The organism is Microvirga sp. BF8, assembly GCF_059888585.1.
On record NZ_CM187619.1, the window covers coordinates 3,997,988 to 4,019,659 of the forward strand.

General features: G+C 64.3%; 23 protein-coding genes. 13 read left to right on the top strand and 10 right to left on the bottom strand.

Going from position 1 to position 21,672, the window contains the following annotated elements:
• Positions 1–19 precede the first annotated feature (19 nt).
• Positions 20–460 carry a hypothetical protein gene (locus AC522E_RS18850; RefSeq protein WP_500747762.1) on the top strand — a complete coding sequence of 147 codons (441 nt, stop codon included), beginning with the start codon at positions 20–22 and terminating at the stop codon, positions 458–460.
• A gap of 75 nt (positions 461–535) precedes the next feature.
• On the opposite strand, the gene minE is transcribed toward AC522E_RS18850, so the two are convergent.
• The 6 genes from minE to AC522E_RS18880 all read right to left on the bottom strand — a co-directional run bounded on the left by minE (position 536) and on the right by AC522E_RS18880 (position 5,631).
• Positions 536–799 carry a cell division topological specificity factor MinE gene (gene minE, locus AC522E_RS18855; RefSeq protein WP_500747763.1) on the bottom strand — a complete coding sequence of 88 codons (264 nt, stop codon included), beginning with the start codon at positions 797–799 and terminating at the stop codon, positions 536–538.
• Positions 796–1,611 (bottom strand): septum site-determining protein MinD, encoded by an 816-nt coding sequence (gene minD, locus AC522E_RS18860; protein WP_500747764.1) that lies wholly within the window; start codon positions 1,609–1,611, stop codon positions 796–798. Before minD ends, minE begins: the two co-directional genes overlap by 4 nt.
• Before the next feature lie 22 nt (positions 1,612–1,633).
• On the bottom strand, positions 1,634–2,347 hold the full coding sequence (gene minC / locus AC522E_RS18865) for a septum site-determining protein MinC (protein ID WP_500747765.1): 714 nt from the start codon (positions 2,345–2,347) through the stop codon (positions 1,634–1,636).
• A 105-nt stretch (positions 2,348–2,452) separates the two neighbouring features.
• Positions 2,453–2,995 (bottom strand): DUF4399 domain-containing protein, encoded by a 543-nt coding sequence (locus AC522E_RS18870; protein ID WP_500747766.1) that lies wholly within the window; start codon positions 2,993–2,995, stop codon positions 2,453–2,455.
• Between the two features lie 13 nt (positions 2,996–3,008).
• Positions 3,009–4,628, bottom strand: a complete 1,620-nt coding sequence (locus AC522E_RS18875; protein WP_500747767.1) for an SUMF1/EgtB/PvdO family nonheme iron enzyme — start codon at positions 4,626–4,628, stop codon at positions 3,009–3,011.
• Between the two features lie 67 nt (positions 4,629–4,695).
• A complete protein-coding gene (locus AC522E_RS18880; RefSeq protein WP_500747768.1) occupies positions 4,696–5,631 on the bottom strand; it encodes a DMT family transporter in 936 nt (311 codons plus the stop codon).
• 206 nt (positions 5,632–5,837) lie between these two features.
• Between AC522E_RS18880 and AC522E_RS18885 the strand changes: the two genes are divergently transcribed.
• The 4 genes from AC522E_RS18885 to AC522E_RS18900 all read left to right on the top strand — a co-directional run bounded on the left by AC522E_RS18885 (position 5,838) and on the right by AC522E_RS18900 (position 10,363).
• Positions 5,838–7,070: an MFS transporter gene (locus tag AC522E_RS18885; protein WP_500747769.1), complete on the top strand. Its 1,233-nt coding sequence runs from the start codon at positions 5,838–5,840 to the stop codon at positions 7,068–7,070.
• A gap of 141 nt (positions 7,071–7,211) precedes the next feature.
• Positions 7,212–8,450, top strand: a complete 1,239-nt coding sequence (locus AC522E_RS18890) for a YeeE/YedE family protein (RefSeq protein WP_500747770.1) — start codon at positions 7,212–7,214, stop codon at positions 8,448–8,450.
• Positions 8,451–8,562: 112 nt separating this feature from the next.
• Positions 8,563–9,300 carry a hypothetical protein gene (locus AC522E_RS18895; RefSeq protein ID WP_500747771.1) on the top strand — a complete coding sequence of 246 codons (738 nt, stop codon included), beginning with the start codon at positions 8,563–8,565 and terminating at the stop codon, positions 9,298–9,300.
• Complete coding sequence (locus tag AC522E_RS18900; protein WP_500747772.1) at positions 9,293–10,363, top strand: thermonuclease family protein; 1,071 nt, start codon at positions 9,293–9,295, stop codon at positions 10,361–10,363. The genes AC522E_RS18895 and AC522E_RS18900 overlap by 8 nt, the downstream gene beginning before the upstream one ends.
• A 95-nt stretch (positions 10,364–10,458) precedes the next feature.
• On the opposite strand, the gene AC522E_RS18905 is transcribed toward AC522E_RS18900, so the two are convergent.
• Positions 10,459–11,112, bottom strand: coding sequence for an MBL fold metallo-hydrolase (locus AC522E_RS18905; protein ID WP_500747773.1), 654 nt, complete (start codon positions 11,110–11,112; stop codon positions 10,459–10,461).
• Positions 11,113–11,270: 158 nt separating this feature from the next.
• Here AC522E_RS18905 and AC522E_RS18910 point away from each other — a divergent pair, with 158 nt between their 5' ends.
• The 4 genes from AC522E_RS18910 to AC522E_RS18925 all read left to right on the top strand — a co-directional run bounded on the left by AC522E_RS18910 (position 11,271) and on the right by AC522E_RS18925 (position 14,914).
• Positions 11,271–12,383, top strand: a complete 1,113-nt coding sequence (locus AC522E_RS18910) for an S-(hydroxymethyl)glutathione dehydrogenase/class III alcohol dehydrogenase (RefSeq protein WP_500747774.1) — start codon at positions 11,271–11,273, stop codon at positions 12,381–12,383.
• 12 nt (positions 12,384–12,395) lie between these two features.
• Entirely contained in the window at positions 12,396–13,259 is an 864-nt protein-coding gene (gene fghA / locus AC522E_RS18915) for an S-formylglutathione hydrolase (protein WP_500747775.1), read from the top strand.
• Positions 13,260–13,405: 146 nt separating this feature from the next.
• Positions 13,406–13,927, top strand: coding sequence for a hypothetical protein (locus AC522E_RS18920; RefSeq protein WP_500747776.1), 522 nt, complete (start codon positions 13,406–13,408; stop codon positions 13,925–13,927).
• 102 nt (positions 13,928–14,029) lie between these two features.
• A complete protein-coding gene (locus AC522E_RS18925) occupies positions 14,030–14,914 on the top strand; it encodes a tellurite resistance TerB family protein (RefSeq protein ID WP_500747777.1) in 885 nt (294 codons plus the stop codon).
• A 21-nt stretch (positions 14,915–14,935) separates the two neighbouring features.
• Here the strand turns inward: AC522E_RS18925 and AC522E_RS18930 are convergent, their stop codons facing one another.
• Complete coding sequence (locus AC522E_RS18930; RefSeq protein ID WP_500747778.1) at positions 14,936–15,415, bottom strand: NUDIX domain-containing protein; 480 nt, start codon at positions 15,413–15,415, stop codon at positions 14,936–14,938.
• A 407-nt stretch (positions 15,416–15,822) separates the two neighbouring features.
• Here AC522E_RS18930 and AC522E_RS18935 point away from each other — a divergent pair, with 407 nt between their 5' ends.
• The 4 genes from AC522E_RS18935 (at position 15,823) to AC522E_RS18950 (ending at position 19,905) form a co-directional block, all read left to right on the top strand.
• Positions 15,823–16,392, top strand: a complete 570-nt coding sequence (locus AC522E_RS18935; protein WP_500747779.1) for an SIR2 family protein — start codon at positions 15,823–15,825, stop codon at positions 16,390–16,392.
• Between the two features lie 197 nt (positions 16,393–16,589).
• Positions 16,590–17,753 carry an OpgC family protein gene (locus AC522E_RS18940; protein WP_500750761.1) on the top strand — a complete coding sequence of 388 codons (1,164 nt, stop codon included), beginning with the start codon at positions 16,590–16,592 and terminating at the stop codon, positions 17,751–17,753.
• A 17-nt stretch (positions 17,754–17,770) separates the two neighbouring features.
• Positions 17,771–18,508, top strand: a complete 738-nt coding sequence (locus AC522E_RS18945; RefSeq protein WP_500747780.1) for an SGNH/GDSL hydrolase family protein — start codon at positions 17,771–17,773, stop codon at positions 18,506–18,508.
• 77 nt (positions 18,509–18,585) lie between these two features.
• On the top strand, positions 18,586–19,905 hold the full coding sequence (locus AC522E_RS18950) for an AmpG family muropeptide MFS transporter (protein WP_500747781.1): 1,320 nt from the start codon (positions 18,586–18,588) through the stop codon (positions 19,903–19,905).
• Between the two features lie 85 nt (positions 19,906–19,990).
• Here the strand turns inward: AC522E_RS18950 and AC522E_RS18955 are convergent, their stop codons facing one another.
• Positions 19,991–20,743 carry an SDR family NAD(P)-dependent oxidoreductase gene (locus AC522E_RS18955; RefSeq protein ID WP_500747782.1) on the bottom strand — a complete coding sequence of 251 codons (753 nt, stop codon included), beginning with the start codon at positions 20,741–20,743 and terminating at the stop codon, positions 19,991–19,993.
• A 143-nt stretch (positions 20,744–20,886) separates the two neighbouring features.
• On the bottom strand, positions 20,887–21,666 hold the full coding sequence (locus AC522E_RS18960) for an ATP-binding cassette domain-containing protein (RefSeq protein ID WP_500747783.1): 780 nt from the start codon (positions 21,664–21,666) through the stop codon (positions 20,887–20,889).
• Positions 21,667–21,672: the final 6 nt, after the last annotated feature.

The following is a 21,672-nucleotide window of genomic DNA, read 5'->3' on the forward strand; positions in this document are numbered from 1 at the left end:
CAAGAAAAGGGACAACGCCGTGGCAGACTCCAAAAATCTCGCAGGCCTTGACGGATCTCAATCGGTCAGCGCTCTCGGTCTACGCTGGGCCGCGCTGCGCGGCATGCTCGCCTCGCCTCTGATCACGAGCGAGGAACAGAGTTCGCTGCGGGATGAGCTTCTGCGCGAATTGCGGACCATCGAACAGGATTTCGCCACGCTGCAGTCCCGCAACCTCATGGAGGTTTCGGCGAAGATCGACGTGGCCAAGACCGCCCTTCGTGAAAGCATGGGAACGGGCAATTCCTGGATCGCGTCCCTGCTCGAGAGCGTCCAGGGCGACCTGCAGACGGCGACCGCCCGGACGCCATCGGCGACACCCAACCGTCCCGTTTCGAACCTGCCGCGCAGCTATCCACAGCGGCCGGATGCGGAAACGGCGACACCCGCTGCAGAAGCCGAATCTTCTTCGGCTGCGTGAGCATCGCCTAAGCGTGGGCTCCTATCGAAGCACATAAGGTAAGGGCGCCCATCGGGGCGCCCTTTCCACTTTGTGTCAGGCTCCTGCCGAGGCAGGAGCAGGAATTTCGACCTCGATTTCGAGGGTCGACATGTCGGACCCGCGATTCATCTTGATCTGAACACCATCGTGCTCGATCGTCACGTGACGGCGGACGACGGCGAGGATCTCTTCGCGCAGAACCGCAACGAGATCGGACTTGCCGCCGACGACGCCACGTTCGTGGGCGAGAAGGATCTGAAGTCGCTCCCGCGCCACCGGCGCGGAGGTACGGCGACTGAAGAAGCTCAACAAGTTCATGCGGCCCTCCGTCCGAACAGCTTCCCGAACAGGCCCTTCTTGTCGGTCGGGACCGTCATCTCCACCGTCTCGCCCTTCAGGCGCCGAACGGCATCAAAATAGGCTTTGCTTGGCGCGCTGGTCGGATTGTTCAAGGTGACAGGCGAACCAACGTTCGAGGCGCGCAGCACCTCTTCGCTCTCGGGAATGATCCCGATCAGCGGGATGGAGAGGATCTCGAGCACATCGTCGACCTTCAGCATCTCGCCGCGCTCGGCGCGGACGGGATCGTAACGGGTCAGGAGCAGATGCTTCTCGACGCGTTCGCCTTTCTCAGCCTTCTCGGTCTTGGAATCGAGCAGGCCGATGATGCGGTCGGAATCGCGGACGGAGGAGACTTCCGGATTGGTGACGACCACCGCGACATCCGCGTGGCGCATGGCGAGCGTTGCGCCGCGCTCGATGCCCGCCGGGCTGTCGCACACGATCCAATCGAACTTCTCGCGAAGCTCTGTCAGGACGCGGGCCACGCCCTCTTCGGTCAGCGCGTCCTTGTCCCGGGTCTGCGAAGCGGGAAGCAGCGAGAGATTCTCGATCCGCTTGTCCCGAATGAGCGCCTGGTTGAGCTTCGCATCGCCCTGCACGACGTTGATGAGGTCGAACACGACCCGCCGCTCAGCGCCCATGACCAGATCGAGATTGCGCAGGCCGACATCGAAATCGATCACGACGACCTTCTCACCGCCATGGGCCAGCGCAGCGCCCAGAGCCGCCGTGGAGGTCGTCTTGCCAACGCCGCCTTTGCCAGATGTTACGACCAAGACTTTGGCCATTGTCGTCTCTCTTTTCTGTCTGTCAGTCCAACGATTTCAGGATGATGGCATCGCCATCCAGGTTGACCTGGATCGGCTGACCGCGGAACTTCGGCCCCAGATCGTCAGCCGTCTTGTAAAGCCCATCGACGGCGATGAGCTCGGCTTCGAATTTGCGACAGAAGATGCGGGCGCGCGCATTGCCGGTGCAGCCTGCGATGGCGCGTCCGCGCAAGGCGCCGTAGATGTGGATGGAGCCGCCAGCCACGACTTCGGCACCGGAAGCGACCGAGCCGAGAATGGTTACGTCGCCATCGGTATGCAGGATCGACTGGCCTGACCGGAGCGAGCCCTCGATCAGCAGAGTCGAGTTCGCCGCGGGCTCCGGTGTCGACGTGACGCCGACCGGCAGGGCATCGAGATCGGGCACCTCGATATCTCCGGCGGAACGGCCGCCATTGACCGCCGCAGGCATGTCGGCGTCGAGAACCTGTGGGGCAGCGCCCTCCAGCCCGATGATGCGGATCTCGCGCATCTTGAGGGCCGCGAGGAGGAACTTAAGTTCGGACTTGGACGGCTTGAGCGCCGAAACATCGAGGATGATCGCCCGGTCCGCGAAGAAACCGGGGGATCCTTTAGCCACCGCGTCGAGGTCCTCGAGCCAGTCCCGCAGCGGCACGACGGGCGCGAGAACCAGGGCCAGAAACGATCTGCCACGGAAGCGAAGGGAGGGGCGGGGGCGAACGGCAATGGTCACGAAATCAGATTCCTTATATGCTCTGATTTCGTCGTTTTATGGTTAACAGCCAGTTAAAGAAGACGGTGATCTCCAACAATTTCGCGGTTTTTCAAGCGCGTCCCGTCAGCGCTCCGCCCGACTCGTCTGCGGTGCCTTGCGCGCCCGCGGCGGCAAGACCGTCACCGTGATCTTCTTCGACATGAGAACCGGCTTGAACGGCTTATGGTCTGCGTCGCCGAGCACGAGCTGCAAGGTATGACGCCCCGGCGGGAGGTCAAGGCGGGTCTCCGTCTGGCCGGCCCCGAAGTGGAGGTGTTGCCTGTCGGTCGGAAGCGGCTCGGTCGGCTCGATCGCGTCCTGCACGTCGACCAGGAGATGATGGTGGCCCATGTTGGGTGTCCTGTCGCCGGCGTGGGTCACGCCCATGTTGCGCAGGCCGAAGCGGACAGGGAACGATCCCCGGATCCGCTGCCCGTCGCGGGGGTAGATGATGTAGAGAACCGCGTCCGATGGCGCCGGGGTCGGGTCCTGGGACGGGAGCGGCGCCTGGGGAGGTGCCGGCGCCTGGGCTGGGGCCTGTGCCTGGGCGGAGGCCGCCGCTCCGGAGAGGATAGAGCCGGACAGCACGATCGCGGCGGCGAGGCGGCGCTGAAGGTCGGCAGGCATGAATCCTCTCCTTTCACAGCGAGCGCGCGACCCGCAGGCCGTGCGCGGGATAGCGGACACCGGTATCGTAGTGCATGCGACTGGCCGACCGGGCATAGCTGGCGTCATTGCGCCAGGACCCGCCGCGCAGCACGTGCTCGCGGCAATTCGGCTCCGCCCACGCGGATCCGTCCGCGGGCGCGCCGTGATAGGTGGCATGCCAGCAATCCGCAACCCATTGGGCGACGCCGCCGTTGAGATCGTTCAGCCCGAACGGGTTGGCCGACAGGCTGCCGACTTTCAGAGGTTGATGGACATCGTAAGGCTCGCCGCAGCCTTTGCAATTGGCCATCTTAGGCGCCATCTTCTCGCCCCACCAGAAGCGGCTGGCGGATCCCGCCCGCGCCGCATATTCCCACTCCGCCTCGCTCGGCAGCCTGTATGGCTGGCCCGTGGTCCTGGCGAGCCAGGCGACGTATTGCTGGGCGTCGAGCCAGCTGAGATTGCGCGCCGGGTCGGATTCGTCCCCCTGCACCACATCGGCGCACGCCTTGGCAGCGACACATTGATTCCATTCGGCGACCGTGACCGGATAGCGCCCCAGACCAAAGGCTGCGACCTGCACCAGATGGATGGGCTTTTCCGATGGATCCTCATCGCTTCCCATCCGGAAATTTCCTGCCGGCACGCGGACGAGTTCCGGGCATCCCTGGCAATCGCGGACATGAGACCCGGATTCTGCAGGCTTGATGGGTGCCGGTGGAATCACGGCGGCTGTCGGCGCCGGCTTTGGAGGAGCCGGTGGGGCCGGCGGGGCCGGGACGATCGGAATCGGCAGGACGCCGCTGGAGGGCGGAGGGACCGGTGGCATCCCGGGCAGTGATCCGGAGTTGGCAAGGTCGCTTGTCGGCTGCGTCTCCGCAGGGGGCGGCTGCAGAGCCGGAACCGATCCTGTCGCTGGCTGCTCCAGGCCTGCGGTCTGCCGCGCACCCTCGGACGGCTCGGGCCTCATCAGCGACCAGCCGACGGCCCCCAGGACCAGCAGGGTCACTACGCCCGCTCCTGCCCAGCCCCAATGGCTGCGTGCCGCCTTCGCCACCGCGGCCGGATCGGGCAGGACCCGGTAGATCCGCACAGGGTCGGTGATGTTCTTGAGTTTTTCGTCGCCAAGGGATTGGTAGCCGCAGACCAGCTTGTTCTTGATCTGCTCGTAAACGCCGCCCGAGATGAACACTCCGCCGGGATCGGCGAGATTCTCGAGCCGCGCCGCGATGTTCACCCCTTCGCCATAGATGTCGTCGGGATCCACGATCACATCACCGAGGTTGACGCCGATGCGATAGCGGATCCATTGCTCCGGCGGGAGCGAGGTGTTGCGGGCCGCCATGGATTGCTGAATCACGATGGCGCAGCGGACGGCCTCGAGGGGGCTGTCGAACATGGCCAGGAAGCCGTCGCCCGTGGTTTTGACGAGACGGCCGTAATGCTCCTGGATCGTCGGTTCGATCAGCTCGCGCCGGTGCCGCTTGAGGCGGGCAAGCGTCCCCTCCTCGTCCGATCCCATGAGGCGGCTGTACCCGGAAATGTCCGCAGCAAGAATCGCCGCGAGACGGCGCGGGCTCCCGACCACATGCGATGTGCTCTCTCCGGGCATGAGCAACTCCCGACAGCACGATCAAGGCTGAGGAGCCTACACCCTAACGTTAGGTCAGCCAACATGATCAGGCTTTCGCGGAGTGCGCCCGGACACGTTCGCGATAGGCCGTGTAGAGGCCGCTGAGCGCGATGATCCCGGCTCCGGCGATCGTGAGGGAATCAGGAATGGACCCGAACACGAGATAGCCGAGAAAGCCCGCCCACAGGAGCTGAACATAGGAGAAGGGGGCAATTGCCGAGGCGTTGGCATGGCGATACGCGAGAATGACGAGCCAGTGCCCCATGGTCGAAAGGACGCCCATGGCAAGGCCGAGACCAATCTCGGAGAGACCTGGAGCGACCCAGACGAAGGGCAGAAACAGGCTGAGAAGGATCACGCCGACCAGGGCCGAATAGGCGAGCGTCGTCACGGCCTGATCCCTGCCGCTCATCTTGCGGGTGACGACGGCGGCCGTGGCCCAGCTCGTGGCACCGAGGAGCGGGAGGATCGCGGCCGCTTCGAAGGTGCTCGTGCCGGGACGGATCACGAGGAGAACGCCGAGGAGGCCGACGCAGGCCGCGCTCCACCGGCGCCAGCCGACGACTTCTCCAAGGAAAGGAATGGAGAGAGCCATGATCAGGATCGGAGAGACGAAGTAGATCGCTGTCGCCTCGGCGACGGGAAGATAGGGAAGGCCTGCCGTGAACAACAGAGCCGATCCGACCATGCCGAGGCCGCGCAGGACCTGGAGGCTCGGGCTGTGGGAGCGCAGGGCTGTGCCGCCGCCGGTAGCGAGGAGAAAGGGGATCACCAGGAGTCCGAAGGTGACATAGCGCAGCCAGGCGACTTCCACGGCCGGAAGCCGGCCGGCAAGCTCCTTGGTGACGACGTCTGAACAGGCGAAGAAGACCGTCGAGACCACCATGAGGACGGTGCCCCGGAACTGCGATGTCGACGCGATACGGCCAGAATCCGCTTCCGCGGCGGATGCGGCCCGTCGGGCCATCGAAGGAGCAACCATGAATGTCTCGAAAATCGGTATCGTCCAGGAAGTGCTGGATGGGACGATCTATCAACCCCCTGCCATGAGCAATGGTTCGCCGCGAAAGAAAAGCGCAAAGGCGACAGGCATTCCATGCATGGGCGGAATGGATCCTGGCCCCCTTTTCGCAAAGCCTTGCTTTTTGAGCGGGGAACAGGACAGGACATAGCGCGTGGAGCAATGGAATGCATGAGCATGGCGCACAGGAAGCGCGACGGCTCGAAAGCGGGACGCCCGCCTTCAGGCGCCTGAATCTCGCCCTCTTCGCCGCCGGCTTTGCCACCTTTGCCATCCTCTATTGCGTACAGCCCCTGCTGCCCGTCTTCTCGCAGGAGTTCGGGGTCAGCGCCGCCGCCAGCAGCCTCTCCCTTTCGCTGAGCACGGGAATGCTCGCCGTCACCATGCTGGTTACCGGGTCCGTCTCCGAGGTCTGGGGCCGCAAGCCCCTGATGGTGGCATCCCTCTTCTCCTCGGCCCTTCTGACGGTACTCTCCGCGATCTCGTGGGACTGGCAGACGCTGCTCCTGACCCGCCTGCTGATCGGTGCGACCCTCAGCGGCCTCCCAGCCATCGCCATGGCCTATGTGAGCGAGGAGGTCGATGCCCGGTCGGTCGGCCTCGCCATGGGCCTGTTCATCGGCGGCAACGCCATCGGCGGCCTGGCGGGACGCATCATTACCGGAGTTCTCACCGACCTCGCATCCTGGCGGGTCGCCGTTGGCACCATCGGCCTCCTCGGCATCGCTGCCGCTTTCGCAGCATGGCGCAGCCTGCCGGAATCACGCCACTTCCAGCCACAACGTGCCAATCCCGGAGCGCTTCTGGACTCTTTCGCGACGCACCTGCGCGACCCGGGGCTCCGGGCACTGTTTGCGGAAGCCTTCCTGCTGATGGGCGGGTTCGTGACCCTGTACAATTACCTGGGCTACCGCCTGATCGCGCCGCCCTACGGCCTCAGCCATACCGCCATCGGAGCGATCTTCGTCATTTATCTCGTCGGCACCTTCAGCTCGACATTCGTGGGTGATCTTGCCGGGAGGCTCGGGCGAAGAAAAGTGCTTTGGGCCATGATCCTGATCATGCTTGGCGGCTCGGTCGTTACACTTTCCGGGTCCCTGCCTGTGATCCTGCTCGGAGTCGTCTCCGTAACCTTCGGGTTTTTCGGCGCGCATTCGATCGCGAGCAGTTGGGTCGGACAGCGAGCCCAGACGGCGAAGGCGCAGGCGTCCGCCCTCTATCTCTTTTCTTATTATCTGGGCTCGAGTGCGATCGGCACCTTGGGCGGGGTGTTCTGGTCGTCCTGTGGCTGGCCGGGCGTCACAGGGCTCGTATCGGCCCTGCTGCTGATGGCGCTGGCCATCGCCTTGTGGCTTATAAGGCTGCCTTCCCAGCTGCGGCGGGCCCCAGAGGATAAATAACATTTATTGTCTGTTTATAATTTCTGGATTTGCATCTTGAATGTAAATTAAGCAGAGCTCATGTTTGACGATGTGAATTCGTAGGCCACTTGGCCCGAACCGGAAAGGCACGGCCGCCATTCCGAGACCAGGATGTCCAACATGTCAGGATCCGCCGTCGCTTCGGCGCCCCCTCGGCCTGTCCGTGCGGGATCTGGAGCCAATCCCCAGGCTTCGCTTGCCGCCGGCATCGGCATCGCCGCCGGTGCCGTTCTGATCGGTGCCGTCGTCCATCCGCGCCAGGCCCTTCTCTATGTTCTCGGCGCGGCGATGGGTCTGGCGCTCTATCACGCCGCTTTCGGCTTCACTTCGGCCTGGCGGGTCTTCATCTCGGACCGGCGGGGCAAAGGCCTGCGCGCCCAGATGGTCATGCTCGCCGTCGCGTCGATTCTGTTCTTCCCGGTACTCGCCTCGGGATCCCTGTTCGGTCAGCCGGTCTCTGGCCTCGTTTCCCCTGCCGGGATCTCGGTCGTGTTCGGCGCCTTCATCTTCGGCATCGGCATGCAGCTCGGTGGCGGCTGCGCCTCGGGTACGCTCTATACGGTGGGCGGCGGTTCGACCCGCATGCTGATCACCCTGGCGGCTTTCATCGCCGGCTCGGCCATCGGTGCGGCCCACCTCCATTGGTGGGCGGCCCTGCCGAGCCTTCCCAAGGTTTCGATCATCGAGCTCTGGGGGCCCTGGATCTCGCTTGCGGTGCAACTGGCGGTCCTCGGTGCCATTGCAGCAGTGACGATGATCTTCGAGCGTCGCCGTCACGGCCGCCTCGACGTGGCGGCCTCGCCGCCGCGCACGGGCCTTGCCCGTGTCCTGCGCGGCCCCTGGCCGCTGGTGGCCGGCGCCGTGGCCCTGGCGCTCCTGAACTTCGCGACCCTCGCACTGGCCGGACGCCCCTGGGGCATCACATCGGCCTTCGCTCTCTGGGGCTCGAAGATCGCCGAAGCGATCGGATTCGACGTGGTGAGCTGGCCCTATTGGTCGTCGCCCGCCCGCCAAGCCGAGCTTCACGGCAGCATTTTCAACGACGTCACGTCGGTCATGGATATCGGCATCGTGCTGGGCGCCCTCCTGGCGGCCGCCCTCGCCGGCCGTTTCGCTCCCGTCTGGCGCATCCCCCTGCGCTCCGCGATCGCCGCCATTGTGGGCGGGTTGCTCCTGGGCTATGGCGCGCGCCTCGCCTATGGCTGCAACATCGGCGCCTATTTCTCCGGCATCGCTTCCGGCTCCCTGCATGGCTGGGTGTGGCTCGTGGCGGCCTTCGCCGGCAATGTCCTGGGCACAAGGCTGCGCCCGATTTTCGCCCTCGAAGTCGAACGGACACCAAGGATCACCGGCTGCTGACCCTCCGGGAGGCGCCAGACAACGTCAGCGCCCCCTCCTCCGGAAACACCTGTCCGTAGGGAACCTCGGCCGCTCCAAACCGCTTTCTCTCCCGCAATGGAAGGTGAGAAGCGTGAAAACCATCGCGGCGACCGGCACACATCTCTTGAGAACGACGGCCCTGCTTGTCGCCGTGCTCGCCATCGGCCCCGCCGCGCAAGCCCAGGCAAACCGGCCTTGGGTCGATCCTCCCGCTGATCTGGGAGCATCTTCTCCACCCCAGGCGCAGCCTGCACCCGCCGAACCTGCCCCCCCTCCGCCACCGGTTACCCCGGCGCCTTCCGATACGGCAGGATCGAACCCACCGCCGCCCGCGGAGGTCGGTCCTCCCGAGCGGAGCGCTCCAGCGGTGGCAAAGGGGGACCCGCACCCTGAGCGCACCGAAGCCGCGCGAAATCTGACGATCCGCTATCTCCGGTCCTGGTCGGCCGCGACGGACGACACGCTCGATGCCACGGCGGAATTCTATGCCCCGCGCGTGCTCTTCCACGGCAGGCTGGTCAGCCTGCGCAACCTCATGCGCGAGAAGCGGCGCTTCATTCGCCGTTGGCCCGAGCGTCAGTACCGCCCCCTCGAAGATACCATTCAGGTCGCCTGCGAAGCGCAGGGCAACGATTGCACCGTGCAGGCGATTTTCGAATTCAGCGCAGCCAATCCGCGGCGGGGTCGACAGACGCAGGGCACCGGAGCCCTTCAACTCGTAGTGAGCGTCGTCGACAACCAGCCCATCATCTCGGCCGAGGGCAGTCTCGTGCTGGACCAGGGCGCCGACGACCAGATCATGACGCCGGAGGATTCGGACGATGACTGAGTTCGATGGTCACGACCAGGCAAGCATGGCCGATGGTCTGCAGGCCATGCGCGAACGGGTGCGCGCCGTCATCCGCCATGAGATCGATCTGTTTCATCCGACCGATGAGGCCCGCCAGCCCCTGGAGCTGATCGTCGAAAGTTCGTTGCGGTACTCAGAGAGAGACGGCGTGCTGACGGTCGTCGCCTTGGACGAGACCGGAACCCCTCGCCCTGACGGCGAGGAGAATGCCGAAACTGTCGTGCGCTCGGTTCTGGAGGACATTCGTCGGACAAGACCCGCGCTATTCAAAGCCGCGACGGACGAGCCATCCGACGCCGAGAGCGTGCCTGCGAGTCACGACGCGGATGCTCCGGATCGGGATTGGCTCGACGTCGGTTCGTCGTCGCCAATCTCCGGGGCGCGACAGGCGAGGAGCTCGTCTCCTCTGCCCGCGACCTGGCGTTCAATCAATGCCTGGTTCCACCGGCAGGCGCCCCGCTGGAGAAGCGCCGCCGCTCGTCAGGGTGAAAAACTCAGCGCCCTCGGCGGACACGTACCAGTCTTGCTTCGCCGGGCACGCGAGACCGTGCAGGCATCTGCCGATCCTGCGCGCAAAGACCGCTTTTGGCACAGAAGGCCGCTCGTTCTCGGCGGGCTCGCAGCGTTCCTCGCCCTCGGGACCTTCACCCTGGTTCGAATGGGCGGCGACTCCCGGGATCCCGCAGAGACGGGAGCGGTCACCCCATCGACGGGGCTGGAGGCAGGCTCCCTCCGTGGGGTGCCTGAGGTGATCGACACCTCCACCTTGTCTCTCGATGGTCGCGTCCTTCGCCTCTTCGGCGTGGAATGGGCGCCCGGTGGCGGCAAGCCGGACGATCTCGTCCGCTACCTGTCAGGACGGGAGGTGGCCTGCGAAGAGGTCGCCTCCACCAACACCTATCGCTGTCAGATCGATGGGAAGGATCTGTCCACGGTCGTTCTTTACAACGGCGGCGGCCGCGCGACCGCTCAGGCCACGGAAGAGATGAAAGCTGCGGCCGGGCACGCCCGCCAGGCCCGAATCGGCGTCTGGAGCCGTTAGGCATCGGATCGCCTGTCGCGGAAAACTCAGGTCCCTGTGCGTGGACGGACCCCGGTTCCGATCAGTGCCCTGGGATCGCGACCAAGCGGGGCCCGTCAGGCGAGCATCCCCTCCTGAAGGAAAGGATTGGTCGTCCGCTCGTGACCGATCGTGCTCGTCGGGCCATGGCCGCAGATGAAGGTGACATCGTCTCCGAGCGGCAGAAGCTTCGTCTTGATGGAGTCGATCAGGGCAGCCCCATTGCCGCCGGGCAGGTCCGTTCGACCCACGGAACCGTTGAACAGCACATCGCCCACCAGAGCGAAGCGCTCCTTGCGTGCGAACAGCACGACGCTGCCGGGCGAGTGGCCGGGGCAGTGGAAGATCTCGAGGGGGAGGTCGCCGACGACGACCGTGTCGCCTTCGTTCAGCCATCGGTCAGGCGTGACCGCGCGCACCCCGTCAAGCCCATACATCCGTGCCTGTTCCGGCAGACCCACCAGCAGCGGCCGGTCTGCTTCGTGCGGTCCCTCGATGGGAACACCGAGTTCCTCCCTCAGTTCGGCCGCGCCTCCGGCATGATCGATATGGCCATGGGTGAGGATGATCTTCTCGACTCTGACGCCGCTCTGAGCGATGGCTGCACGGATGCGGTCGAGATCGCCGCCTGGGTCGATCACGGCGCCAATCTTGGTGCTGTCGTTCCACAGCAATGTACAGTTCTGCTCGAACGGCGTGACGGGAATGATGGCGGCGCGGACATCTGACACGTTGAAGACCTTGAATAGCGACGTGATAGGAGCAATCGAACCGAGATAGGGAATCCGGGGCCACCTTGGGAACCCCCGCGGGTACCGGATCCCTTCTCTTGACCTCGTGCCCTCCCGGTTCACATAGTCACCCGCAACATCAGAAGGAAGAGATCGGCATGGAAACCAGAGCAGCCGTGGCATGGGAGGCTGGCAAGCCTCTCACCATCGAGTCCGTTCGCATCGAAGGCCCCCGGGCGGGCGAAGTCCTCGTGGAGGTCATGGCAACGGGAATCTGCCATACGGATGCCTACACGCTCTCGGGTCTCGATTCCGAAGGCAAGTTCCCGGCGATCCTCGGTCATGAGGGCGCGGGCATCGTGCGCGAGGTCGGCGCCGGCGTGACCACCGTCAAGCCCGGTGACCACGTCATTCCGCTCTACACGCCCGAATGCCGCCAGTGCAAATCCTGCCTGTCCCGCCGCACCAACCTGTGCACGGCGATCCGCTCCACGCAAGGACAGGGCCTGATGCCCGACGGCACGTCGCGCTTTCGCTGTGACGGCGACACGGTCTTCCACTACATGGGCTGCTCGACCTTCGCCAACTTCACCGTATTGCCGGAGATCGCTCTCGCCAAGGTGCGCGAGGACGCACCTTTCGACAAGATCTGCTACATCGGCTGCGGCGTCACCACAGGCATCGGCGCGGTGATCTACACCGCCAAGGTGTGGCCTGGGGCGAATGTCGTCGTGTTCGGTCTCGGCGGCATCGGGCTGAACGTGATTCAGGGCGCGCGCATGGTCGGGGCAGACAAGATCATCGGAGTCGACATCAACCCGGCCAAGCGCGCCATGGCCGAGAAGTTCGGCATGACCGACTTCATCAACCGGAACGAGGTCGGCAACGACAAGGTCGTGCAGGCGATCATCGATCTTACCGGCGGCGGCGCGGACTTCTCCTTCGATGCTACCGGCAATGTGAATGTGATGCGACAGGCGCTGGAATGCTGCCACCGCGGCTGGGGCGAGAGCATCATCATCGGCGTTGCGGAAGCGGGAAAGGAGATTTCCACCCGTCCGTTCCAGCTCGTGACCGGACGTGTCTGGCGTGGCACGGCGTTCGGCGGCGCGCGGGGCCGCACGGACGTGCCGAAGATCGTCGACTGGTACATGGAGGGCAAGATCAACATCGACGACCTGATTACCCACACCATGCCGTTGGACGAGATCAACACTGCCTTCGATCTGATGCACGAGGGCAAGTCGATCCGCTCCGTCGTCATCTATTGAGTGGGGATCGCCGTGGCGCTCGAGGTCCTTTCGCAGTCGCGCTGCTTCGGCGGCACGCAGTTCGTCTTTCGCCATGTCTCTGCTGAGACCGGCACGCCCATGCGTTTCGCCGCTTACCTGCCGCCACAGGCGGCCGCAGGACCGGTACCGACGGTCTGGTTTCTGTCGGGCCTGACCTGCACGGAGGAGAATTTCACCGTGAAGGCAGGCGCCCAGCGCATCGCATCCGAACTCGGTCTCCTGCTGATCGCGCCGGATACGAGCCCGCGGGGAGAGGGCGTGCCGGACGATCCGGAGGGCGCCTATGACGTCGGGCTCGGAGCCGGGTTCTACGTCGACGCCACGCAGGAACCATGGCGAAAGACCTACCGCATGCGCACCTATCTCGAGCGCGAGCTTCCTGCACTCATCGGCGCGGAACTCCCCGCCGACATGACGCGCCAGGGCATCATGGGACATTCGATGGGCGGGCATGGGGCGCTGACCATCGCTTTGCGCAATCCCGGGCGCTTCGCGGCCGTCTCGGCCTTCGCGCCAATCGCCTCGCCCATGAACTGCCCCTGGGGCGAGAAGGCTCTGACGGCCTATCTCGGTCCCGACCGGGCTGGCTGGCGCGAGTACGATTCGTGTGCCCTGATCGAAAGCGGTGCGCGGGTGCCTGATCTCCTCGTCGATCAGGGGACCGCAGACGGCTTCGTGGAAAGCCAGCTCAAGCCGCAACTCCTCGAAGAGGCATGCGCCAGGGCCGGGCAACCGCTCACCCTGCGCCTCCGGGAAGGCTACGACCATTCCTATTTCTTCATCACCAGCTTCATCGAGGATCACCTGCGCTGGCATGCCGAGCGGCTTCGAACGGCCAAGCTTTCCCGGATCTGATTTGATTCCCATCGGGTGTTCTGGCGCACTGCTTGCGAGGTAACGCAAAGGAATATCGATCTTTGGAACGATAGAGCATAGCTCTCGAAGATCATTTGAGCTATGAGAGCGCTCTTCATCCGAATCTTTCAGCCAAAGCCGCCCCCATGGATCAAAGTCACCAATCTCCCGCCAGTCCCAATGCCGACAAGCTGGTCGGCAAGGCCGTCAGCATGACTCAGGCGGCGTTGGCCTCCGATGCCGGCAAGGCCGTGCGGGTGGCCCTCACGAAGGGCCAGGAGGGATTGATCCAGCATCTCTCCGACGCGGCCCAGAAGAACGCTCCCGATCCGATTACCCAGGCGCGCCTGCTCCTCGCCGAGCAGAGCCAGAATTTCGACGTGATGCGTGGCGCCATCAGCCAGATCGGACAATCGCTTGCCCATCTGAACGACACGACGCCGGATCAGCAGGCACGGCAGCCGCACACGATGACGCTTCTCAACGCCCAGGCGGAGGCCATCCAGGGACTGACATTGCTGGTCCTGAAAGGGCAGCAGGTCCAGGCCGAATTGATCAACGCCGTCGATGCGCAGTCCCGCCAGAGCACGAATACGGGGATGCCGAAATGGATCTACTACATCATGGGTGCCATGATGGTCTGGAGTTTCCTCGGCATGATCTTCTAGAAGACGATACGCCGTTATTTGGGACGAACGACCATAGACTTGGCGCGAGTTTGCGTCATTTTGGATCCTCCAGTAAATTTCATGGATGAGCGGGGCTGATTCATGTTTGATGCCAAGAAACTTCTCGACGCACTGGGAACGCCTGCTGCCGGCGGGCAGGCGCCTGCCGCACCCGCGCCCAGCAAGCCGCCGGAGGTGCCCAAGCCGGCTGCCGCCAGCCCGCTCGGTGCCGGCTCCCTTCTCAGCGACCTGATCGACCTGGCGAACCGGCCCTCCCCGCCGCCTCCGGCGCAGGCCGCGGGAAGCGACGCGGCCGCGCCGAAGCCCGAAAAGCCCGCATCGCCTCCGCCGCCAGCGGATCTCACCGACCTGCTGCTTCGCCGTGCCCAGGATTATCTCAAGACCCCGCAAGGCAACGCTGCCGTGCACGCCGTCATGCTCGGCGTGACCAAGGCCGTCGTAAATTCGGAAACGGGCCGCAAGCTTACGGAGAAGGCGAAGAACAAGGGAGCAGCCCTGTTCGGTCGCTTTCTCAACAAAGGCGGCGAGCCTGGCCCACTGATCGATGCCGAGCCGATCCCAGCTTCCGCACCACCGGCCGCTCTGCCCGCGCCGACCAGCGCCGAGGGCGACAACACCGCGTTGCTGGTTCTGCGCGCGATGATCGCCGCGGCGGCAGCCGATGGCCGGATCGACGAGGGTGAGCGGACACGCATCCTCGGGACGCTCAAGAATGCGGGAATCGATGGCGAGGGCGTCCATCTCATCGAGGCGGAACTGTCGCGGCCTGCCAGCGCGGCCGAGCTTGCTGCCTCCGTGAAGACGCCGGAAGCCGCCATCCAGGTTTACACGGCAGCCCGGCGCATCATCACTCCGAATACGGTGGAGGAGCGGGTCTTTCTGGCTCATCTGTCGGGTGCGCTTGGTCTCGACCCGCGCATCGTTGCGCAGATCGACGCGGCTGCATCGGGCGTCGTCGACAACTAGACCGAGCGCCGCAGCGCCGCCTCAGTCAAAGAGATCCGGGTGGCGCAGGGCCAGCGCTTGGGCGAGGACGAGGGTCTTCAGATCCGAGAGGGCATTGCGCTCCAGCATTGACTTGAGATCGGCAACAGCGATTTCGCGGACATCGAGGTGCTCCTGCTCCTCCGCGAGCCCGCCGCCCCCGCTTGTCCTGTCGGCGAGGGAATAGGGCGCGAGGAAGAGGTGGATGCGCTCGGTTGAATATCCTGGCGAGGCCCAGGCCGCGCCGAGCGGTTCGAGCGCGTTCAACTGAAGTCCCGCCTCCTCCATGGCCTCGCGCCGGATGCTGGCCTCCGGCATCTCGCCCGGATCGATGATACCGGCAATCGCCTCCAGGAGTTCAGGAGGCGCGCCGACCTGCAGGGCGGGAGCCCTGAACTGACGAACGAGAATTACCGTTTGCCGCGCCTCGTCATAGGGGAGCACAGCGGCGGCAGGCGGGCTCACCAGCACTTCACGCGTCATTTCCTCCCCATCGGGCCGCATGATCGTGAGTCTGATCAAGCTCCGCCGCCCTTCGTGGAGGACTTGTCTCCGCGTGATCCTGTACTGCGTCATGACCTGCCTGCCTCCCGGGGCATTGTTCACGGCCGAGGCTGCTCCGTACCGTTCAGGGAGCCAAGCTTTTCCGCGCCTTGCCGTTCCGCGCAGGAGCCCGAATTTCGCTTTCTGCGTTATCGGATTGGGGTGGTGCCCGGAGACATGCAGGGGACGATCTGGTCGAAGCCATCCGGAAGAAGATCGACGACGCGGATCTTGCCGAAACGGATGTCAATCACCTGACGCTTGCCGAGTTCTACCGTCTCAAAAAAGACAGTATCGGGCCGCTGCGAAGCTGGATGGACCGGAATTGGACTCTTTCGGAAGAAGCGTTGCGAACGTCCAAGGTGCATGCGCTCATCTGCGAGCTCGATTTCCCGATCATCTACACCACGAATTTCGACCGCAACCTAGAAACCGCATTCGCACTGCACGGCAAGCCGTACGTGAAGATCGTCAATGCCAAGGACATTGCGTGCATTCGCGACGGAGTTCCCCAGATCGTCAGGCATCACGGCGATTTCGACGACGATGAATCCATTGTCATTGCAGAGACCGCCTATCTCGACCGACTGTCCTTCGAATCGCCCCTCGACATCAAGTTCCGCGCCGACGCGCGGGGCAGGACCATCCTGTTCGTCGGATACAGCCTGTCGGATCTGAACATCCGGTTCCTCCTGCATCGCCTTTGGAAAACGTGGAATGCATCAGGTTTCGAGAAAGACCGGCCGCCTTCGTACGTCTTCATGCTTCGCCCCAACCCCGTCGCGGAAGCCGTGCTGGAGCAATGGGGATTGCGCGTGCTAACCGAACCCGAGTGCGCGCCGGAGAAGGCCCTCGAGACATTTCTTGCCAAGCTGAGCAGCAGAGTCGCTTTCGGCACGGACAGGAGCGCAGAATGATGCATGTCGGTCTAGATTGACGGCAAGCATGATCATGCAGAAGTGAAGGACTGCAAGCTGGAATTTCGCACGATTCAGACGATAAGAGTCTGACAAGGATTGTTCGCGTAGCAGCATCGCGGCGACGATCGCCGCGATTCGGTCGAACCTCGGTGCCACCTTGGCGTTTTCAATAGGAGACATGGGAAGTGCAGCCGATGAAGGACGTGGGACGCAATGGGACGATCGATCTTTGGCGAGGGCTCGTCCTCGTCATCATCTTCGTCAACCATATCCCGGGCAACGTCATCGAGCATTTCACGCCGCGCAGCTTCGGATTTTCCGATTCCGCCGAGGCTTTCATCTTCATCTCGGGGCTCTCGGTCGCACTGGTGTACTATCCCAGGCTCCCGCAGGGCGACGCCCTTGGGGTCGTGCGCCGTTGCCTGCGACGTTCGTTCGATCTCTACCGCATTCATCTCCTTCTCACGGCGGGCGCCATCGCCCTTTTCTCCATCGGCTATGAGCTCAGCGACGACATCGGCCTGATCGAAGCCGATGGGCGCAGTGCCGTGTTCGGGAACACCACGAAGGGTGTCACCGGCATCCTGGTTCTCGGTCACCAGCTCGGCTATTTCAACATCCTGCCGCTTTATATCGCGCTGATGCTCTGGGCCCCGGCGGCGCTGATCCTGGCACGGATCCATGTGCTCCTCGCCCTTATCGTCTCTTTCGGCATCTATGCGCTGGCTCGCGACGGCCTGCTTGCGCTCCCCAGCTGGCCCGAACCGGGGACCTGGTTCTTCAATCCCTTCGCGTGGCAGCTCCTGTTCACCCTGGGCATCGTCGCGGGCATCGTCTTTTCCGCTCGCCCCCTTCCGCGCACGCAGACCTGTCTGACCTGCGCCGTCGTCATCCTCGCGAGCTCACTTTTCGTCCTGACGGATGTGTTCGGTCTCGCACCGGGACTGCGCGACGCGGCCTTCACGCAGCTCGACCTGCCGAAATACGATCTCGGGCTCGGCCGTCTGGTGCACTTCGTCGCCCTCGCCTATGTCCTCGTCCAGTGGCGCATCGGCGAAAAGCTTGAGCGCACGATCATCGGCCCCGACCTTCGGCGGCTTGGCCGCAACGGCCTGGTGATCTTCGCCGTCGGATCGCTGCTGAGCGCTCTCGGGCAGGTCATCATGACGCTTGCCGCCGTCAAATCCTCTGCTAGTCCGCACATGATCGGTATGATATTCACCATCGCCGGGGTCATTGGTCTCCTGGCACTGGCGCGATATCTGGAATGGAACAAATTCAACGCGGGCGGCCCGCAAAACGGCCGGACACGAAGTCTCTCCCTGTCGCCCGCTTCGCCGGGGCGCTTTTCTCCCTGAGCCTGGCTTTTCTGGCGATGTCGGTTCCAGCCCGCGCCGATGACGGCGCCTGCCGCGCAACCGGAGCAGTCTTCAGGCCGCAGGGCCTCCTGAGCGCGATCGCGCAGAAGCTGAACCGCCACGAACCCGTGCGCATCCTGGCGATCGGCTCCTCCTCGACGGAAGGTGTCGGAGCCTCGGCTCCGGATCGGGCCTATCCGGCCCAGCTTCAGGAGGACCTGACCAACCTCTGGCATGAGAAGGTGGCGGTCGTGAATGCCGGCATCGGCGGCGAGAAGGCGAGCCAGACCGTGCTCCGTCTGGAAGAGGCCCTCAGAACCGGCGGATATGATCTCGTCATCTGGCAGGTGGGCACCAACGATGCAGTGTCGGGCGCGGCGGAGGATAACTTCCGATCATTGCTCGAGCGCGGGATCGCGGCGGCGAAGGCCACGAAGACCGAGATGATCCTGCTCGATCAGCAGTATTTTCCGACGATCCGGGACATCGCACGGTATGAGAGATACGTGCAGGCCGTCGGCCTGATCGGCGAGGAACGGCATGTCCCGGTCTTCTCCCGATATGCGATGATGAAGGAATGGGGCAGCCGTTCCGCGGCAGAGCTGCGCTCCATGCTGTCCCCGGACAGCTTCCACATGGGTGACAAAGGCTATGATTGCCTCGCCGGCCGTGTGGCGCAGGACATCCAGTCCATCGTCCCGCGTCCCGTCGCAGGAACGGAGCGGACGATGGTCGCAGCGACGGGACGTCGTTAACGGGGTCGCAAGGCCCGGCCCTCAGATTGAGGGCTCGACCCCTGGCGGGCGAGATCGACAGGCAAACAAGGATCACCATGGCTGAAGCGTCGTCTCCCGGGAAACGCCGGCTCGCATTCGCGGATCTCCTGAAGGACGGGCGCGTCGCGCTCATGCTGCCGCTCGGATTCTCTTCGGGCCTCCCGTTTCTTTTGGTCTTCAGCACCCTCTCCGCCTGGCTGCGGGAAGCCGGGATCTCACGCACCGAAATCGGCATGCTGAGTTGGGTCGCGCTCGCGTATTCGTTCAAGTTCCTTTGGGCTCCCATCGTCGACCGCTACGATGCGCCTCTTTTCGCGCGTCTGCTCGGCAGGCGCCGGGGATGGATGGCACTGTCCCAGATCGCCACGGCTGCAGGTCTTGTCGGCATTGCCCTGGGCGACCCGCAGACGCATCTGATGCTCATCATCGCCTCCGCACTACTGGTGGCGTTCTCCTCCGCAACGCAGGATGTGGTCATCGACGGCTGGCGCATCGACGCGGCCGCGACGGAGCGCCAGGGCATGATGGCGGCAAGCCTTCAACTCGGCTATCGCCTGGCCCTGATCTGCGCCGGCGCCGGCGCGCTCTACATCGCGGAATTCGTGAATTGGCGCAGCGCCTATCTCGCCATGGCCGCCCTGATGAGCGTCGGACTCGCGGGAACGCTCCTTGCACCCCGGCTCGACGGCGGTGCGGTGCGCGAGCGCCTGCCCTTCGCCGCCGCCATTGTCGAGCCGCTGAGCGAACTTTTTCAGCGCAAGGGGCTGGTCCTCATCCCGATCCTGGCCCTGGTCGCCTGTTTCCGCCTGCCGGATTTCGTCGCTGGCGTCATGGCGAACCCGCTCTACATCGACCTCGGGTTCTCGAAAGCCGACATCGCCAATGTCTCGAAGCTCTACGGCGTCTGGATCGGCATCGCCGGTGCCTTCGCAGGCGGGTTGGCGGCGACGCGGATGGGCCTGTGGTGGACCCTGCTGATCGGCGCCTTCATCGCCGCGTCCTCGAACCTGATGTTTTCCTGGCTGGCGGTCGAGGGCGCACGGCTCGATCTGCTGATCCTCGCCATCAGCGTCGACAACTTCGCTGGTGGCTTCGCCGGCTCGGCGCTCGTCGCCTACATGTCGAGCCTCACGGCGCCGGGATTCGCGGCGACGCAATACGCGCTGCTCAGTTCGCTCTACGCCCTGCCTGGAAAACTCATCGGGGGCGCATCGGGCGCCGTAGTCGACGCCTATGGCTATCCGCTCCTTTTCTCGGCCACCTCCGCCATCGGAATCCCGCTGGTCATCCTGTGTCTTGTAGTCAGGCGGGATACGATGAGGAGAGAGGACGAGCCCGTCACCGGGCCTGCGACCGGCGCGGAATCGCGCGCCTGAACGCGGGGCCTACTGTCATTCCGGGACACATCCGAGGTGCCCTCACCCGTGGGGAGAGGGCGGCCGCATGGTCCTGCCCTCTGCCTTAAACCCAGCCGCCATCCACCAGGTAGCTCTGCGCAGTGATTGCGCCCGCGTCGTCTGAGGCGAGAAACAACGCCACCTTCGCGATATCCTCCGGCACGAGCTTGCGTTTCACGCATTGGCGCTTCAGGAGTTCCGCCTCGCCTTCCGGCGTCAGCCACAGATCGATCTGGCGCTGGGTCATGATCCATCCCGGCACGATGGAGTTGACCCGGATGTTCTTCGGTCCGAGCTCGCGCGCCAGAGCCCGGGTGAGGCCGACGACGGCCGATTTCGCCGTCTTGTAGGCCACGAAGGAATCGTTGCTGACGAGATAGCTTGTCGAGCCCATATTGATGACCGAACCACCACCCGCTTTCTCCATGTCGGGCAGCACGGCCTGCGTGGCGAAGAACTGGTGGTCGAGATTGGTGGCGAAGCGCTCACGCCAAAAGTCGGGCGTGACCTGATCGATCGTATGCCGGTCGTCCCGCGCCGCGTTGTTGACGAGGATCGTGATGGGGCCGAGCGCTTCGCCCGCGCGGCGGATCGCAGCCTGAAGGGCCGGGATGTCGCGGACGTCGGTGCGCTCGAAATGCGCCCTTTCGCCGAGGCGCTTCGCCAGCGTCAGTCCGGCCTCAGCATTATAATCGAGCACGGCGACCTTTGCTCCCTGCGCATGGAATGCCGTCGCGATGCTCTCGCCGATGCCGCTGGCGCCACCGGTAACGAGGACGGTCTTGTTTTTCAGGGTGCCATAGATGGTCTGGGTCATGAACGGAGCCTTTTCGATCAAGCATCTGCAATGGTCGGTCCGCGAAACCTCGCCGTGATTCCGGGACGGCCCGTATCAGGCTCCGCTGGCGCGGCGTGGAATGATGGAACAACCGGATCCCGGCAACGACGCCGGAATTCGTCTCAGCTTGCGCCGGGTCCCGGCGTTGCGCCGGACGGACATTTGCCGAGAATGATCATGCCGAGCACCTCGTCCTGCGTCACGTCCGCGACATTCGCGGTTCCGACGAGTTTGCCGTTCTTCATGACGCTGACGCGGTCCGCAAGACCGAACACGTCATGGATGTCGTGGCTGATGAGGAAGATGCCGATGCCCTCCTTCTTCAGTTGAAGAACGAGATCCGCGACCTGCTGCGTCTCCGCGGGCCCGAGAGCGGCCGTCGGCTCATCCATGATCAGGACCCGGGCATTGAAGTAGATCGCGCGGGCGATGGCGACCGATTGGCGCTGGCCGCCCGAGAGCGCCTTCACCGGCTCCTTGAAGCGCCGGAAATGCGGATTGAGGCGTGCCATCACCTTGCGGGTCTCGGATTCCATCGTGGCATCGTCGAGAGTGCCGTAGGAGGTCAGCACCTCGCGCCCGAGGAAGATGTTGCCGGCTGCGTCAATATTGTCCGCAAGCGCCAGGGTCTGGTAGATCGTCTCGATCCCGTAGCGCTTGGCGTCGCGGGGCGATGCGATATCCGCGTGCTCGCCATTCACGTAGATTTCGCCCGCATCGGGCCTGTAGGCGCCGGACAGGATCTTGATCAGCGTCGACTTGCCTGCGCCGTTATGGCCGAGCAAGCCGACCACTTCCCCGGGGAGCAGATCAACGGACACCCCGTCGACCGCCTTGATGCCTCCGAAAGCGATGGAGATGTCGCGCATCTCGACGAGAGGCGCTGTCCCATTTGTGTGCATGACACG

Coding starts and splice junctions, on each gene's coding strand:
- AC522E_RS18870 (WP_500747766.1), bottom strand. CDS start 2,995: ATGCCTGCCGACCTTCAGCGCCGCCTCGCCGCCGCGATCGTGCTGTCC.
- minE (WP_500747763.1), bottom strand. CDS start 799: ATGAACTTGTTGAGCTTCTTCAGTCGCCGTACCTCCGCGCCGGTGGCG.
- AC522E_RS18950 (WP_500747781.1), top strand. CDS start 18,586: ATGGCTGAAGCGTCGTCTCCCGGGAAACGCCGGCTCGCATTCGCGGAT.
- AC522E_RS18940 (WP_500750761.1), top strand. CDS start 16,590: ATGAAGGACGTGGGACGCAATGGGACGATCGATCTTTGGCGAGGGCTC.
- AC522E_RS18875 (WP_500747767.1), bottom strand. CDS start 4,628: ATGCCCGGAGAGAGCACATCGCATGTGGTCGGGAGCCCGCGCCGTCTC.
- AC522E_RS18885 (WP_500747769.1), top strand. CDS start 5,838: ATGCATGAGCATGGCGCACAGGAAGCGCGACGGCTCGAAAGCGGGACG.
- minD (WP_500747764.1), bottom strand. CDS start 1,611: ATGGCCAAAGTCTTGGTCGTAACATCTGGCAAAGGCGGCGTTGGCAAG.
- AC522E_RS18920 (WP_500747776.1), top strand. CDS start 13,406: ATGGATCAAAGTCACCAATCTCCCGCCAGTCCCAATGCCGACAAGCTG.
- AC522E_RS18945 (WP_500747780.1), top strand. CDS start 17,771: ATGTCGGTTCCAGCCCGCGCCGATGACGGCGCCTGCCGCGCAACCGGA.
- AC522E_RS18890 (WP_500747770.1), top strand. CDS start 7,212: ATGTCAGGATCCGCCGTCGCTTCGGCGCCCCCTCGGCCTGTCCGTGCG.
- AC522E_RS18925 (WP_500747777.1), top strand. CDS start 14,030: ATGTTTGATGCCAAGAAACTTCTCGACGCACTGGGAACGCCTGCTGCC.
- AC522E_RS18900 (WP_500747772.1), top strand. CDS start 9,293: ATGACTGAGTTCGATGGTCACGACCAGGCAAGCATGGCCGATGGTCTG.
- AC522E_RS18955 (WP_500747782.1), bottom strand. CDS start 20,743: ATGACCCAGACCATCTATGGCACCCTGAAAAACAAGACCGTCCTCGTT.
- AC522E_RS18930 (WP_500747778.1), bottom strand. CDS start 15,415: ATGACGCGTGAAGTGCTGGTGAGCCCGCCTGCCGCCGCTGTGCTCCCC.
- AC522E_RS18960 (WP_500747783.1), bottom strand. CDS start 21,666: ATGCACACAAATGGGACAGCGCCTCTCGTCGAGATGCGCGACATCTCC.
- AC522E_RS18880 (WP_500747768.1), bottom strand. CDS start 5,631: ATGGTTGCTCCTTCGATGGCCCGACGGGCCGCATCCGCCGCGGAAGCG.
- AC522E_RS18910 (WP_500747774.1), top strand. CDS start 11,271: ATGGAAACCAGAGCAGCCGTGGCATGGGAGGCTGGCAAGCCTCTCACC.